Source organism: Mangrovimicrobium sediminis (assembly GCF_004745945.1).
Lineage (GTDB): Bacteria > Pseudomonadota > Gammaproteobacteria > Pseudomonadales > Halieaceae > Mangrovimicrobium > Mangrovimicrobium sediminis.
The window spans coordinates 1-15,266 of the sequence record NZ_SRLE01000006.1 but is presented as its reverse complement, the minus strand read 5'-3'; the positions used below and the strand labels follow the sequence as shown (position 1 = coordinate 15,266).

Here is a 15,266-nt window from a genome sequence, read left to right as displayed (position 1 = left end):
CGAGGCTATAATGGCCGCGCTGCGGCGCCAACCCGGGCGCCAGCCGAGCGCCGGGGCCGCGACAGAGCCGCGCCGCCGCGACTGCGACAGCGCCACGAGAGAGTCGCGAGAGAATCGCGAGAGAGAGCCGCAAAAAAGCCGCGCCAGCGCAGACACTGCAGAGAATCACCGATGAAACCCGCGAGCTATCCCACCGACCCCGCCCACCTCTGGGAACACTTCTACCGCTTCACGCAGATCCCGCGCCCCTCCGGTCTCGAACAGGCGGTGCGCGACTACGTGATCGAGCAGGCCGTCGCGAGTGGCTGTGAACACCGCGTGGATGCCATTGGCAATGTGGTCGTCTACGTGCCGGCGAGCGCCGGCCGCGAGTCCCGGCCCACCGTAGTAATCCAGAACCATCTCGACATGGTTACCGTGAAGTCCGCCGCCAGCGCCCACAATTTCGAGCGCGATCCGCTGGTCCTGCAGGTGGCCGATGGCTGGGTCAGCGCCACGCAAACGACCCTGGGCGCGGACAACGGCGTGGGTTGCAGCGCCGCACTGGCGTTGATGACGGACGCCGGGGTCGAGCACCCGCCGCTGGAACTGCTGTTCACGGTGGACGAGGAGACCGGCCTGGGCGGCGCGCTGAATCTCGACGCCGGCATGCTCAGCGGCGAGCTCATGCTCAACCTGGATACCGAGGACTGGCACGAGCTGTATGTGGGCTGTGCTGGCGGCGCCGGCATGGAATACCGCGGCGAGTTTGCCGTCGCGGCACCGGACCCGGCCCTGCGCGGTTTCGAGCTGCGCATCGGCGGGCTCTGCGGCGGGCACTCGGGCATCCAGATCCATGAACAACTGGGCAATGCGATCAAGCTGCTCGGCGAGGCCCTCGCCGACGTGTCCGGGCTGCAGCTGGCGGCATGGGACGCGGGCCTCGCGCACAACGTTATCCCGCGCGAGGGCGCCGTGCGCTTCGCTTGTGACGCCGCGGCCGGCGAGGCGCTGGCCGCGCGCCTGGACGGCCTGCGCGAGTCCTGGCTAGCCTATCTGCCGGCGGCGGATGCGCAACTGAGCCTGGAGCTCTCGCCGGCGACGCTAGAGGCCGTCATCAGCGCAACCGACAGCCGTCGCCTGCTCGACCTGGTCGCGGCCACACCGCACGGCGCGCAGGCCTACAATCTCGCGCTGCCCGCCGAACTGGTCGACCTCAGCGTCAACCTGGCGCGCTGCACGCTGCGCGACGGCGAACTGTATGTGGAGACGAGCTACCGCTTCTTCGACGCCGGCCAGGCCGTCCCGCTACTGCATACCCTGCAGGCGCTGGGCCGCAGCTTCGGCCTGGCGATGACCGAGGACCCGGGCTATCCGGGCTGGAAACCGGATTTCGACAGCGCCCTGCTCGAGCGCGCCGCCGCCCTGCACGCAAAGCTGTTCGGCGAGCGCCCGGCGGTCAAGGCGATCCACGCCGGTCTCGAGTGCGGCATTCTCAAGGGCAAGAAGCCGGACCTGGATATTCTCTCTTTCGGGCCGACCATCCGCGGCGCCCATTCGCCCACCGAGCGCCTGTGCATCGAGACCGTCGCCCCCTTCTGGCGCTTTCTCACTGCGTTGCTGAACGATATCTGAGCGAGGAACTCACTATGCTGGAAACCCTGCAGACCCTGCCCCAGGACCCGGTGCTGGGCCTCGCCGGCGAGGCGCGCGCGGATACCAACCCGGACAAGGTGGACCTGACCCTGGGCGTGTATATGGACGAGGACGGCCTGTGCCCGGTGTTCGACGCCGTGCGCCGCGCGCAGGACGAGCTGGTGGCGCAGGAACAGACCAAGGTGTACATGCCGCCGGCGGGGGACGCCGACTTCAACGCGGGCATGCGCGATTTGTTGCTGGGTGCCGGGCATTCTGCGTTGGCCGACGCCCGCGTCAGTAGTATCCAGACCCCCGGTGGCTGCGGCGCGCTGCGCATCGGCGCCGAGGTGTTGCGCGCCGCTTCGCCGCAGGCGCGGGTGTGGGTCAGCGACCCGACCTGGCCGGTGCATATCCCGCTGCTGGGCAGCGTGGGCCTGGAGTTCGCCAGCTATCGCTACTATCGTCCGGATACGCACAGTGTCGATTTCGACGCGATGATGGAAGACCTCGCCCAGGCGCGCCGCGGCGACGTGGTGCTGCTGCACGGCTGCTGCCATAACCCCTGCGGTGCCGACCTCAGCCCGGCACAGTGGGAGGCGGTCGCGACCCTGGCCGAGCGCCAGGGCTTCACGCCCTTCATCGACATCGCCTACCAGGGCCTGGGCGACGGCCTGGACGCGGATGCCGCGGGCCTGCGCCTGCTCGCCGAGCGCCTGCCCGAGGTGATTGTCGCCGCTTCCTCGTCGAAGAACATGGGCCTGTACCGCGAGCGCACCGGCATCACGCTGTTTGTCAGCCAGGCGCCGGAACACGCCGCCAACGCGCTGGGACACGGCCTCGCCGCGGCGCGGCGCTGCTACAGCATGCCTCCGGCCCACGGTGCGATCATCGCCGGGCGGATCCTGGCCAATGCCGAACTGGGCGCCCTGTGGCGCGCGGAGCTGGCCGGCATGTGCGGGCGCATTAACGGGCTGCGCGCGACCCTGCGCGCCCAACTGGAAGCCGCCACCGACCGCGACTTCGGTTTCGTCGAGCGCGAGAAGGGCATGTTCTCCTTCCTCGGCCTGAGTCCGGAACAGACCCTGCGCCTGCGCCGCGAGCACAGCGTGTACATGCTCGATTCCTCGCGCATCAACGTGGCGGGGGTGAACGCCTCGAACGTGGAGTACCTGGCAAAGGCGGTGGCGGCGGTCCTCTAGGGCGCCGTCACCAGTAGCGCCGACACCTCGGATACCATGCGGCCCTCGTCGTCGCGGTAGTCCGCAAGATCCTGCTCGGCGCGCTCGATCATCGCCTGGGCCAGCGCGTCCTCCAGGACCACACCCATGAGCGGCAGCCAGCCGTGCAGTTCCGCCGTCATGAAGCTGCGGATATCCGGGTAGCAGGCACTGCCGGGGTGGGGCTGGACCTCGACGCCGGGCATGCCCGCCGCAGCGAACAGCTCGCGTAACATGTCGATGTCACCGAGGCAGAACGGGGCGCGCAGGGCGTCCCCCGCCGCGCGACCGGCCATTTCGTCCAGCAGTGCCACGGTGTGGGCGAAGGCGGGGGCACTGTCGAGCTGGTCCCAGACGGCGACTGCCAGCCTGCCGCCCGGGCGCAGCACCCGCCGCATCTCGCGCAGGGCGCGTTCCCGGTCCCGGAAAAACATCAAGCCGAACTGGCTGGCGACCACGTCGAAGCTGGCGTCGTCGAAGGGCAGGGACTCCGCGCTACCCTCGCGCCAGTCGATCTGCGGCGCGAGGTCCCGCGCCACCGCGAGCATACCGATACCGGGGTCGACCCCGGCGACGATGCCCTCCTGTCCGACGCAGCCGGCGGCGCAGCGGGCGAGTACACCGGTGCCGCAGGCGACATCCAGCACGTGCTGGCCCGGGGTGACCTGGGTTGCTGCAAGTATCAAGGGACTCCACTGGGCGAACAGGGCGGGGACGTGCAGGGCCTCGTAGGCGCGGGCACCGGCGATGTCGGCGCTGTGATCGGGCTCGGTCATGGCGGGGCCTCGCTGGGATCCCTTTCCAGTAGAGGCTAGCAGTCTAGACCAGGCCGGCGCGGACCGCTGTGGGTGGGGTCAGTAGCCGGGACAGCCCAGTTGCGCCGCATACTGGCGCAGCTGCTCGACGTGGGCCTGCTGCTCCTCCTCGGTGGCCACGCGGCCGTCGCTGTGCAGGCCGGCGGTCAGCACCCGCTGGCCATCGACGACGCGAATGCCCGAGAAACGCTGTATCTCGGCGTCCAGTTCGCCGCAGACCTCCGCCAGTCGTTGTTCGCGTTCGGTCCGCTCGCGCTCGGCCTCGGCCTGTTCTTCACGGCGCAATTCGCGCGCGCGGTTCCAGTTGGCCTCGCTGGCATCGCGCATCTCCTGCAATTCTTCGTCGCTGCGCTCGGGCGGGCGGTAGGCCTCGTTGACCTCGACATTCTCCGCCTCAGCCGCCTGCGCCGGGTCGCGCGGCTTGTCGCCGAAGTGCACGTTGCCCTTATCGTCCACCCAGCGGTAGATTTCAGCGGCGCCGGCAAGTGGCGGTGCGAGGAGTATCCAGCCCAGTGCGAGGGCGGCCAGGGCGAAGCGGTGGTGTGCCTGCTGCATGCGTCGAGGTCCTTTTCCAGTGCCTGCGCAGAGAGTGGTTCAATCCCCGCCGGTGCCGGAGACGAGGCGGATTTCCAGGCGCAGCGCCGGCATGTGGTACTGCATCCCGGGCGGTGCCATGACGATGTAGACCGGTCCCGAGGCTGCGATGCCCGGCGCATCGCTGCGCAATTGCATTTCGATCACGACGAAATTTTCGCCGAGTTCGCCGACGAAATGATACACCGGATCGATGTCGGCGACGCCGGCAGCCGGGATGTCCCCGGCAATCGTCAGTTGCGCCGGCAGCGCGCGCGAGGACACGTCGGTCTGGTTCAGGCGGATGCGCACTTCCTGGTCTTCGCCCAGCGGTTGCAGGGCGTCGCCAATGGCGGTGGCCGCGGCCACCTGTTCGGCGTCGGTCAGGTAGAAGCCGGTGACCTCGGCGTAAACGCTGTGCCCGGCCAGTGGCGTGTCTGCGGGGATATCCAGCCCGGGCAGGTTGGCCGAGCCGATGGGTTGGCCGTTGAGCACGAACAGGTCGAAATGATCGTGGACGACGTTGGGGTAGGGGCGCACCGGGGATTCGCCCATCGGGGGCGCCGACTTGGTATTGACGCCCTGGGCGACGATGCGGCCGTCGACCACCTGGATCTCGAAGCGTCGACCGGGATGGGCCTCGACCCAGCCGGGCGCGAGCAGGCAGAGCAGCATCAGGCAGAGACGGAAACGGCCGTGGCTTGTGGTCATCCGGAGAACACCTCACGGGTTGGCAAATTCATGGCGCCCGGCGCGGGCCGGGAATACACGGCCGGTTCGGGGCGGGGCCAAGTGTAATGTCCCTGCGCTGCGGCGTAAAAGGACTCACCCGGGCTACCCGCCGGACTATTCGTTTTCCAGTTCCACCCAGCGCTCGATGGCCGCTTCGAGGTCCGCCTGCACCGTGCCCAGTTCGCCGGTCACGCGTTCGACTTCCGCGCGCTCGCCAGCGTAGAAGTCGGGCTCGGCGAGTTGCGCTTCCAGTTCGGCCTGCCGCTGCTCCAGCGCCTCGATCTGTGCCGGCAGGGATTCCAGCTCGCGCTGTTCCTTGTAGGAGAGCTTGCGCGGTCGCGCCCGGGGTTTTTCCGCAGGGGGCGGTGGCGCTGCGACCTCTTCTGCCGCCGGTGCGACAGGCGCCTGGGCCGTGGCGGCCTCGAGGCGTCCGCCGCGGGCCTCCCAGTCGCTGTAGCCGCCGGCCTGTTCGTCGACGCTGCCGTCGCCGCGCAAAACCAGCAGGCTGGTGACCACGTTGTCCATGAATTCGCGGTCGTGGCTGACCAGGATCACCGTGCCGTCGAAGTCCAGCAGGATTTCCTCGAGCAGTTCCAGGGTCTCGATATCCAGGTCGTTGGTCGGCTCATCGAGCACCAGCAGGTTGGCCGGCCGGGTGAACAGGCGGGCCAGCACCGCGCGGTTCTGCTCGCCGCCGGACAGCGCCTTCACCGGCGTGCGTACACGCTCCGGGCCGAACAGGAAATCGCCCAGGTAGCTGATGGCGTGGCGCCGGCGGCCGCCGGTCTCGATGAACTCCTGGCCGCCGCAGACGTTGTCGATCAGGTTTTTCTCAGGGTCCAGCTGGCCGCGCAGCTGGTCCGAGTAGGCCACCTCCAGCTTGCTGCCGAGCTTCACAGTGCCGCTGTCCGGCGCCAGTTCGCCGAGCAGGATCTTCACCAGTGTGGATTTGCCGGCGCCGTTGGGGCCGACGATGCCGATGCGGTCGCCGCGCTGCACCACGGTGGAGAAGTCGCGCAGGATGACCTTGTCGCCGTAGCGATGGCTGACGTGCTGCAGTTCCGCCACCACCTTGCCCGAGCGCTCGGCGTCGGCCACCGCGAAATCGGCGCGCCCGACCTGCTCGCGGCGGCGGCCGCGTTCATCGCGCATCGCCTTCAGGGCACGTACCCGGCCCTCGTTGCGCGTGCGCCGCGCCTTGATGCCCTGGCGAATCCAGGCCTCTTCCTGGGCGAGTTTCTTGTCGAACAGGGCGTTGGCGCGCTCCTCAGCGGCCAGGGTCTCCTCGCGGTGGCGCAGGAAGCCGCGGTAGTCGCCGCGCCACAGGTCGAGGTGACCGCGGTCGAGTTCGGCGATGCCGTTGACCACGTTCTGCAGGAAGCGCCGGTCGTGGGTGACCAGCACCAGGCAGCCGGGATAGCTGCGCAGTTGTTCTTCAAGCCAGGCGATGGCGGGGATGTCGAGGTGGTTGGTGGGCTCGTCCAGCAGCAGGATGTCCGGGTCGACCACCAGCGCCCGGGCCAGCGCCACGCGCCGGCGCCAGCCACCGGACAACTCGGACATGGGCGTGTCCGCCGGCAGTTGCAGGCGGCTGAGTATCGTGTCCACCCGGTTCTGCAGGTTCCAGCCGTCGTTCGCCTCCAGGCGCTGCTGCACTCCGGCCAGGGCATCCATGTCGCCCTCGCGCACCAGTTGGTGGTAGCGCGCGAGCAACTCCCCGGTCTCGGCAAAGGCGCCGGCGACCATGTCGTACACCGTGTGCGTGTGCGCCGCCGGCAGGTCCTGTTCCAGCCGCGCGATGCGCGTGCCGGGGCGCAGCCAGCGCTCGCCGTCGTCCAGCGCCTGGTCGCCGGCCAGCACGCGCAGCAGGGTGCTCTTGCCGGCGCCGTTGCGGCCGAGCAGGCCGAGGCGGTCGCCGCGGGTGAGGCTGAGGTCGACGTCCTCCAGCAGGACGTGGGTGCCGTGGTGCAGGCCGGCCTTGTCGAGTCGCAGCAGGGGCATGGAATGGCTTCGTGGTTGCGCGGGAGGCGCAGTCTACGCCAAGGCCGGCGCCCCCGCCAGCGGGCCTGAATTTCCCGGGCGCTTCTGGTAAAGTTGCCAGCCCTCGAACACCGGCCCCGGGGCGTCCGCCCCGGGCAGCGACAGCAGCGGAGAGAACAGATGAGCCAGCGTGAAGTAGTGATCCTGAGTGGCGTGCGTACCGCCGTGGCCGATTTCGGCGGCAGCCTGAAAGACCTGGCGCCGACGGAACTGGCCGGGCGGGTGGTCGCGGAGGCGCTGCAGCGCTCCGGCCTGGCTCCCACCGATATCGGCCACTGCGTGTTCGGCAACGTGATTCACAGCGACCGCCGCGACATGTACATGGGCCGGGTGGCGGCGCTCAAGGGCGGCCTGCCCATCGAGACCCCGGCGATGACCGTCAACCGCCTGTGCGGCTCCGGCCTGCAGGCGATGATCTCCGCGGCGCAGATGATCCTGCTCGGCGACTGCGACGCGGCGGTGGCCGGCGGCGCCGAGTCCATGAGCCGCGTGCCCTACTGGGTGCCCAAGGCGCGCTTCGGTGCGCGCATGGGCGACGCAGTCATGGAAGATGCCATGACCGGCGCCCTGACCTGTCCGTTCAACGACTACCACATGGGCATCACCGCCGAGAACCTGTCCGAACAGTATTCGGTGACACGCGAGGAACAGGACGCCCTGGCCGCCGAGAGTCACCGCCGCGCCCAGCGCGCCATCGAGGAGGGCCGCTTCAAGGAGCAGATACTTCCTATCGAGATCAAGACCCGCAAGGGCGTGGTGGTCTTCGACCAGGACGAGCACGTGCGTTTCGACGCCACCGACGCCGACATGGCCAAGCTGCGCCCGGCGTTCAAGCCCGATGGCACGGTAACCCCGGCCAATGCCTCCGGTATCAATGACGCCGCCGCGGCGGTGGTGATGATGGAGCGCGGCGCCGCCGAGGCGCGCGGCCTCAAGCCGATGGCGCGCATGCTCGGCTACAGCCTGGCCGGCGTCGATCCGTCGATCATGGGCATCGGCCCGGTGCCCGCGGTGCGCCAGTTGATGGAACGCACCGGCGTGGCCATCGAGGATGTCGACGTCTGGGAGTGCAACGAGGCGTTTGCCGCCCAGGCGCTGTCGGTGGTGAAGGAACTCGGCCTCGATCCGGACAAGGTCAATCCCAACGGCTCGGGCATTTCCCTGGGCCACCCGGTGGGTGCCACCGGCGCCCTGATCTCGCTGAAGGCGATCTGCGAGCTGCAGCGCACCGGCGGCCGTTACGCGGTGGCCACTATGTGTATCGGTGGTGGCCAGGGCATCGCCGCCCTGTTCGAACGCTGCGAGTGAGGGGATGTAACGCGGTATGACCCTGACCCAGCGCAAGCACGCCGACCACGATCGCCAGGTGGCTGCCTGGCTGCTGCTGTGTGCGGCGGTGATCTTCGGCATGATCATCCTCGGCGGCGTTACCCGCCTGACCAACTCGGGCCTGTCCATGGTCGAGTGGAAGCCCCTGATGGGCGCTATCCCGCCACTCAGCGAAGAGGCCTGGCAGGCAACCTTCGACAAGTACAAGCAGTTTCCCGAGTACCAGAAGGTCAACCGCGGCATGGACCTGCACGGCTTCAAGTCGATCTTCATGTTCGAGTACCTGCACCGTTTGCTGGGCCGGATGATCGGTGTGCTGTTTTTCCTGCCCATGGTGTTCTTCGCCATGCGCGGTTGGGTGCGCCCCGGGGTGATGCCGCAACTGTGGGGGCTGTTCGCGCTGGGCGCGCTGCAGGGCCTGCTCGGCTGGTACATGGTCAAGAGCGGGCTGGTGGACAATCCGCGGGTCAGCCAGTACCGGCTGACCGCCCACCTGGGCCTGGCGGTACTGATCTACGCGTTCATGCTGTGGGTGGCCATGGGCCTGCTGGCGCCCGCGCGCAGCGGGCGTCATCCGCTGGCGGGGAAGGCGCTGGGGCTGGTCGTTCTCATCTACCTGATGATACTCAGCGGCGGACTGGTGGCGGGGACCCGCGCCGGTTTCGCATTCAGTACCTGGCCGCTGATGGGCACCAGTTTTATCCCGCCCGGCCTGTACGCGACGGACCCGGCCTGGCTGGCGGCGTTCGACGATATCACCACGGTGCAGTTCAACCACCGCATCTTCGCCTACGTGATTTTTGCCCTGGTGCATTTGTTTGCCTGGCGCGCCTGGCGCCGCGGCCTGAACGGACGACAGGCACTGGCCACCGGCCTGCTGCTGGCGGCGGTGTGGGTACAGGCGGGTTTGGGGATCAGCACGCTGCTGCTGCACGTGCCGGTGAGCCTCGCCGCTGCCCACCAGGGCGGGGCGGTGCTGTTACTGAGTGCGGTGCTGTTTGCGGCGCACACCCTGCGCCACGGCGAGGGCTGAGCTCACCAGAATTTGGGCATGCGATCCTCGGCCCGCCGCCCGTTATTCTTGCGACGGTCCTGCTTGCCCGGTTCGAAGCGCACATCCATGCGCCGGTCTGCGCGGACGCGGCGTGTCATGTGGCGCCGCTCGATGCCGATGTAGCGCGGTGTGCCGGTGCCGCAAGAAGGCTGCTCGAAACCGAGGTCTCGCGCTTCGAAGCGTGCTCTTTCGCCCATGGATTCTCCCGCTGCCACCGCGTCGGGTGAGAGACTGTCTGCAGGTTAGTTGCAGTTATGGTAACGCCCCGGGGGGGACGTCGCTGTGGAAATCGCAGGCTTTGTGAAGCGGGTCACAAAAAGCCGCTGCCGCGCGTTGTTCCGCCGGCGCCGACGCTGCACCATGGCGCGACCCGTTGCCGGTGGGTGCGCTGTGCACCTGTCCACAGTTGTGCGCTATCTCGTTTGGTTTCTCCGTGAAGTGTGAGTGAAGCCGCATGGCGCAATTAGAAATAGATGGCCGCGTGACCTATGCTGGGAGCGCGGAAATGCCATCCCGGCGGCACCCGTCGTAGAAGATTTTTCCAGGCCGCCGATAGACCTTTGAAGGCGAGTCAGTCCTGGAAGCCAGGGCAGTCCCGACAGGCAACGGCAAGACAGCCCCGAACAGCAAAATGGAAATTGCGTGAACAGTGGAATGAACACAACCTCCCGCGCGGACGACCCGTTGCTGCAGTGCCTGTTGGCGCTGTGCCGCTACCACGGTAGCGCGTCCACCGCGGAGGCGCTGGTCAGCGGGCTGCCGATTACCGACGGCGCGCTCTCGCCCTCGCTGTTCGAGCGCGCGGCCAGTCGCGTGGGCCTGGCCAGTCGCGTCCTGCCGCGGGCGTTGGACGAACTGGAACCGGCGCTGCTGCCGGCGGTGCTGCTGCTGCACGACGAGCGCGCCTGCCTGCTGATGGGCTGGGAGGGCGACAGTGCCCGGGTGGTCTACCCGGAACTCAACGAGGCGGTGGTCGAGGTACCGCGCGAGCAACTCGAGGCGGCCTATACCGGCACCGCCATCGTCTGCCGGCCGCGCTACCGTTTCGACCAGCGCGCGCCGCGCACCGGCACCAGCGAACGCGGCCACTGGTTCTGGGACGCCATGCGCGCCAACGCGCCGATCTACCGCGATGTGCTGGTAGCCGCGTTTTTTATCAACGTGTTCGCGCTCGCGCTGCCGCTGTTCACCATGAACGTGTATGACCGCGTGGTGCCGAACCACGCGGTGGAGACCCTGTGGATGCTCGCGGCGGGGGTGGTCATCGTAATGGTGGCGGACATTTCGCTGCGCAGCATGCGCGGCTACTTCCTCGATCTCGCCAGCCGGCGCGTGGACATCAAGCTCTCTGCGCGCATCATGGAGCGTGTGCTCGGCATTCGCCTGGAACACCGGCCGGCATCGGTGGGTTCCTACGCGGTGAACCTGCGCTCCTTCGAGACCGTGCGCGATTTCATTACCTCCGCGTCGATCACTACCCTCATCGATATTCCCTTCGCTCTTATTTTCATTGCGGTGATCGGCTGGATTGCGCTGCCGGTATTGTTGCCGCTGGTGCTTGGGTTGGCCCTGGTGCTCGGCTTTGCCATGTCGGTGCAGGGCAAGCTCAAGGAACTCGCCGAGACCACCTATCGTGCCGGCGCCATGCGCAACGCCACACTGATCGAATCCCTGGTCGGCCTGGACACGATCAAGGCGATGGGCGCGGAATCGCGCATGCAGCGGCGCTGGGAGGAGACCACCAGTTTCCTCGCCCGGGTCGGCATCCAGCTGCGTTTGCTGTCCAGTTCCGCGATCAACGTCACCCAGGTCAGCCAGCAGCTGGTGACCATGTTCGTCATCGTGACCGGTGTCTACCTGATCACCGCCGGTGATTTGAGTATGGGCGGGCTGATCGCCTGTACCATGCTGTCCGGGCGGGTGATGGCCCCCTTCGGCCAGCTCGCCGGGCTGATCACCCAGTACCACAACGCGGAGATCGCGCTGAAGACCCTCGATGAGGTCATGAGCAAACCGCTGGAGCGACCCGAGGGGGCGCACTTTTTGTCGCGCGAGATGTTCCGCGGCGACATCGAGTTCAAGAACGTATCCTTTGCCTATCCCGGCGGCGGCATGGAGTCGCTCAAGGACGTTTCCTTCCGCATCCGCCCGGGTGAGCGGGTCGCCATTCTCGGCCGCGTCGGCTCGGGCAAGTCGACCCTGCTCAAGCTGGCCATGGGCCTGTACCAGCCCACCGAGGGCGCGATCATGGTCGACGGTGTGGACCTGCGCCAGCTCGACCCCAGCGAATTGCGCTCGCGGGTCGGCTACGTGCCCCAGGACGTGACCCTGTTCTTCGGCAGCCTGCGCGAGAACCTCACGCTGTCCAACCCACAGGTCTCGGACGCCGCGCTGGTGCGCGCGGTGGAAATCGCCAATCTCTCGGAATTCGTCAACCGCCACCCGGCCGGCTTCGACATGATGATCGGCGAGCGCGGTGACTCGCTCTCCGGCGGCCAGCGCAAGTCGGTGGCCCTGGCGCGCGCCGTGGTGAATGAGCCGCCCATCCTGCTGATGGACGAGCCCACCGGCTCCATGGACCACTCCTCGGAAATCGCCGTCAAGAAACAGCTCAAGGACTTCACCAACGGGCGCACCTGGATCGTGGTCACCCATCGCAACGCGCTGCTCGACCTGGTCGACCGTATCCTGGTCGTCGACAACGGCAAGCTGGTCGCCGATGGCCCGCGCGAGAGCGTGGTGCAGGCGTTGCAACAGGGCCGTATAGGCAAGGCGCAATGAACGAGAAGCTGCCCGAGGAACTGCTCCCCCAGGCCGCGCCGGTAAAAAAACGCCGCGGTCCCGGCCGCCGCCTGGTCGACTGGCTGTTTTCGCCGTGGATGAAAGAAGTGGACAGCGCGCCGCTGGACTGGCGCCAGGACGCCCATCGTGCATTTGTCGAGCAGCAGCCGCTGCGCGCCCGCGCCATGCTCTATACCGTCGCGCTGATTACCGTGTGCCTGGTGGTGTGGGCGGCGCTGGCGAAGATCGACGAGGTCACGCGCGGCCAGGGCAAGGTGGTGCCCTCGCGGCAGGTGCAGGTCATCCAGTCCCAGGACGGCGGGGTGGTCACCGAGCTCCTGGTACGAGAAGGCGATGTCGTGCGCAAGGACCAGCTGCTGGTGCGCCTGGACCAGACCCGCTCGCAGTCATCCCTGCGCGAGAACCTCGCCGAGTATCGCGCGCTGGTGGTGAAGGCGGCGCGCCTGCGCGCGGTAGTGGACAAGACCCCCTTCGAGCCGGACCCGGCGATGGAAGAGTTCGTGCCGGGCATCGTCGACCAGGAGATGGCCCTGTACGCCTCCAGCCAGGAGCAGCTGGCCCTGGAGAAGCAGATTGCCGAGGAGCAACTGCACCAGCGCCGCGAGGAACTGGAGGAAGTGCGCGCGCGCGAGGCGCAGGCGGCGCGCTCCCTGGTCCTGGCCCAGCGCGAGCTGGACCTGACCCGTCCCATGGTCAACTCCGGCGCCGTCTCCGAGGTGGAAATCCTGCGCCTGGAGCGCGATGTCAACAAGCTCAGCGGCGAGCGCAAGCAGGCAGCGGCGCAGATGAACCGCCTGCAGTCGGCGATACAGGAAGCGCAGCGCAAGGTCTCGGAAGTCGAGCTCAATTTCGTCAACGAGGTGCGCGAGGAGCTGGCCGAAACTATCTCCCGCCTCAACGCGCTGCGCGAGGCGGGGACCGGCCTGTCCGACCGGGTCAAGCAGACCGAAGTACGCTCGCCGGTCAACGGCACGGTGAAGCAGCTCTACTACCACACGATTGGCGGCGTGGTACTGCCGGGCAAGGAAATCATCGAGGTGGTGCCGGCGGACGACACCCTGCTGCTGGAAGTGCGCATCCGGCCCAAGGACATCGCCTTCCTGGTGCCCGGGCAGCAGGCGCTGGTGAAATTCACCGCCTATGATTTCGTGGTCTACGGCGGGCTGGAGGGTGAAGTTGAGCACATCGGTGCCGATACCGTCATGGATGAGGAGGGCAATCCGTTCTACGAGGTGCTGGTGCGCACCTACGAGTCCGGACTCGCCGAGGACAAACCGATTATTCCGGGGATGACCGTGGAAGTGGATATCCTGACCGGCAAGAAAACCATACTGGCCTACCTGATGAAGCCAGTGCTGCGGGCCAAGCAGTACGCCCTGACGGAACGCTGATGAAACAGGTGTTTGTCAGTGCCAATCCCGGCCTGCGCGAGCGCTGGCTGCAGGCCTTCCCCGGCGCCCGCGTGGTGCCCGGGCTGGAGACCCTGCCGGGAGCGGTAAACGGCTCGCGCGCCATCCTCTGGCTGGACCTCGGCACCACGCCGCCGGCGCAGCGCGCCGACGACCTGCGCGCCGCCGTCGCCACCGGGCAACCGGTGGTGGTCATGTCGCCGGTGCCCGGCGACGCGGAAGCCTTCCAGTGCCTCAACCAGGGGGCCATGGGCTACTGCCACAGCGGGGCTGCGCCGGAGCAGTTGCGTGAGATCGCCACCGTGGTGGAACACGGCGGCTTCTGGATGCCGCCGGGGCTCATGCAGCGCTTCCTCGCCCTGTCCAGCCGGGTGATCGCGCCGCAGCCGCGGGTCGAGCGCGAACTCAACGAGCTCACCTCGCGCGAGCTGATGGTCGCGGAGCAGGTCGCCCACGGCGCCAGCAACCGTGAGATCGCCAGTGCGCTGAACATCACCGAGCGCACGGTCAAAGCACACCTGTCGACTATTTTCGACAAGCTGGGGGTGCGCGACCGCGTGCAGCTGGCCCTGGCCATGAACAACATTCCCACCTATTCCACCGTCAATTGACCCGACGTTTTCTGCGCTTGTTGTGACCCGCCTCACAGACCGGGACGCCGCTCCCGGAACCTGTCCAAAAGTACAATGTGAGCCCTCTGTCGGGGGCGTATGATCTGGCCATCGAAAGTCATCACTGTGCCTGAATCCGCCTCCCATGGGCGGTGTGGGCAGGAGAAAATGATATGGAAGGAACAGCAATCGCCACCGTCGTCGCTATCACCGGCCAGGCCTATGCGCGCAGCGCGGACGGTGAAATCCGCGAACTGCAGCCCGGCGACGTCCTGCTTCAGGGCGAGACCGTGGTCACCCCCGCCGGCGCCCAGCTCGAGCTGGAAACCACCGATGGCCAGCCCCTGGTGGTCAGCGATGTCCCGGAACTGCTGCTGAGCGCCGACCTGGTCGCCGAGCGTGCCCCGGGCGCCGATGAGAGCGCCGTGCAGGACGAGACCGTGCAGCAGGTTCTGGCCGCGTTGGAGAGCGGCGAGGACCTCGGCGAGATCCTGGACGACACCGCGATCGGCGAGCGCGACCTTCCCAGCTCGGGCAACCACAGCTTTATCCGTCTCGGCCGCATCGCCGAGGGTACTTCCGAGTTCGCCGGGATTCCGGGCAGCTTCGCCTACAGTGACGCCGCCGCCTTCGCCCAGGACGAACAGGAAGTCGTCGATGCCATCGATGACGCCGAGACCACCGAGCAGAACACACCGGTCACTGTCGAGGTGACCCTTAACGACGTCTTCAACTTCGGCGAGGTAGTGGTCAGCATCACCCAGCCGGAGAACGGCGTCGCCGTGCTCAACCCCGACGGCACCGTGACCTACACGCCGAACCCGGGCTTCCTCGGCCAGGATACATTCACCTACACCGCCACCGATCCGGCCGGCAACCAGGTGGATACGGCCAACGTTATCATCGACGTGGTCGGCCCTATCGAACCGCCGCCTCCGGTCTCTTATCCACATCTCCGAGCCCACGACACTAATGCGAAGTTCGTATGCCGTCTTCAGACTGAAAAAACAACGAAAGTGGCTTTAACATATCTGAACACACAATAGCTAAGACCCAAACTGGGATTA

General features: G+C 67.4%; 13 protein-coding genes. 8 read left to right on the top strand and 5 right to left on the bottom strand.

Annotated features, from left to right (window positions below):
- Positions 1 to 171 precede the first annotated feature (171 nt).
- Together pepD and E4634_RS06910 are read left to right on the top strand one after the other, a co-directional pair.
- A complete protein-coding gene (gene pepD, locus E4634_RS06915) occupies positions 172 to 1,614 on the top strand; it encodes a beta-Ala-His dipeptidase (protein WP_135442183.1) in 1,443 nt (480 codons plus the stop codon).
- 14 nt (positions 1,615 to 1,628) lie between these two features.
- Positions 1,629 to 2,816: an amino acid aminotransferase gene (locus E4634_RS06910; RefSeq protein WP_135442181.1), complete on the top strand. Its 1,188-nt coding sequence runs from the start codon at positions 1,629 to 1,631 to the stop codon at positions 2,814 to 2,816.
- Here E4634_RS06910 and E4634_RS06905 read toward each other — a convergent pair.
- From E4634_RS06905 to E4634_RS06890, 4 genes are all read right to left on the bottom strand, one after another.
- Positions 2,813 to 3,610, bottom strand: a complete 798-nt coding sequence (locus tag E4634_RS06905) for a methyltransferase domain-containing protein (protein ID WP_135442179.1) — start codon at positions 3,608 to 3,610, stop codon at positions 2,813 to 2,815. The genes E4634_RS06910 and E4634_RS06905 overlap by 4 nt on opposite strands.
- A 78-nt stretch (positions 3,611 to 3,688) precedes the next feature.
- On the bottom strand, positions 3,689 to 4,204 hold the full coding sequence (locus E4634_RS06900) for a DUF4124 domain-containing protein (RefSeq protein ID WP_135442177.1): 516 nt from the start codon (positions 4,202 to 4,204) through the stop codon (positions 3,689 to 3,691).
- Positions 4,205 to 4,243: 39 nt separating this feature from the next.
- Complete coding sequence (locus E4634_RS06895; protein WP_135442175.1) at positions 4,244 to 4,933, bottom strand: hypothetical protein; 690 nt, start codon at positions 4,931 to 4,933, stop codon at positions 4,244 to 4,246.
- Between the two features lie 135 nt (positions 4,934 to 5,068).
- Positions 5,069 to 6,955: an ATP-binding cassette domain-containing protein gene (locus E4634_RS06890; RefSeq protein WP_135442174.1), complete on the bottom strand. Its 1,887-nt coding sequence runs from the start codon at positions 6,953 to 6,955 to the stop codon at positions 5,069 to 5,071.
- A 93-nt stretch (positions 6,956 to 7,048) separates the two neighbouring features.
- On the opposite strand from E4634_RS06890, the gene E4634_RS06885 reads away from it, so the two are divergent.
- Both E4634_RS06885 and E4634_RS06880 read left to right on the top strand, forming a co-directional pair.
- Complete coding sequence (locus E4634_RS06885) at positions 7,049 to 8,302, top strand: acetyl-CoA C-acyltransferase family protein (RefSeq protein WP_346763332.1); 1,254 nt, start codon at positions 7,049 to 7,051, stop codon at positions 8,300 to 8,302.
- A gap of 16 nt (positions 8,303 to 8,318) precedes the next feature.
- Positions 8,319 to 9,356: a COX15/CtaA family protein gene (locus E4634_RS06880; protein WP_135442170.1), complete on the top strand. Its 1,038-nt coding sequence runs from the start codon at positions 8,319 to 8,321 to the stop codon at positions 9,354 to 9,356.
- Positions 9,357 to 9,358: 2 nt separating this feature from the next.
- On the opposite strand, the gene E4634_RS06875 is transcribed toward E4634_RS06880, so the two are convergent.
- Positions 9,359 to 9,574: a hypothetical protein gene (locus E4634_RS06875; protein WP_135442168.1), complete on the bottom strand. Its 216-nt coding sequence runs from the start codon at positions 9,572 to 9,574 to the stop codon at positions 9,359 to 9,361.
- Between the two features lie 457 nt (positions 9,575 to 10,031).
- Between E4634_RS06875 and E4634_RS06870 the strand changes: the two genes are divergently transcribed.
- The 4 genes from E4634_RS06870 (at position 10,032) to E4634_RS06855 (ending at position 15,245) form a co-directional block, all read left to right on the top strand.
- Entirely contained in the window at positions 10,032 to 12,158 is a 2,127-nt protein-coding gene (locus E4634_RS06870; RefSeq protein WP_135442166.1) for a type I secretion system permease/ATPase, read from the top strand.
- Complete coding sequence (locus tag E4634_RS06865; protein WP_135442164.1) at positions 12,155 to 13,570, top strand: HlyD family type I secretion periplasmic adaptor subunit; 1,416 nt, start codon at positions 12,155 to 12,157, stop codon at positions 13,568 to 13,570. Before E4634_RS06870 ends, E4634_RS06865 begins: the two co-directional genes overlap by 4 nt.
- Positions 13,570 to 14,199: a response regulator transcription factor gene (locus E4634_RS06860; protein ID WP_135442162.1), complete on the top strand. Its 630-nt coding sequence runs from the start codon at positions 13,570 to 13,572 to the stop codon at positions 14,197 to 14,199. Before E4634_RS06865 ends, E4634_RS06860 begins: the two co-directional genes overlap by 1 nt.
- Before the next feature lie 173 nt (positions 14,200 to 14,372).
- Positions 14,373 to 15,245, top strand: coding sequence for a retention module-containing protein (locus E4634_RS06855; protein WP_135442160.1), 873 nt, complete (start codon positions 14,373 to 14,375; stop codon positions 15,243 to 15,245).
- Positions 15,246 to 15,266: the final 21 nt, after the last annotated feature.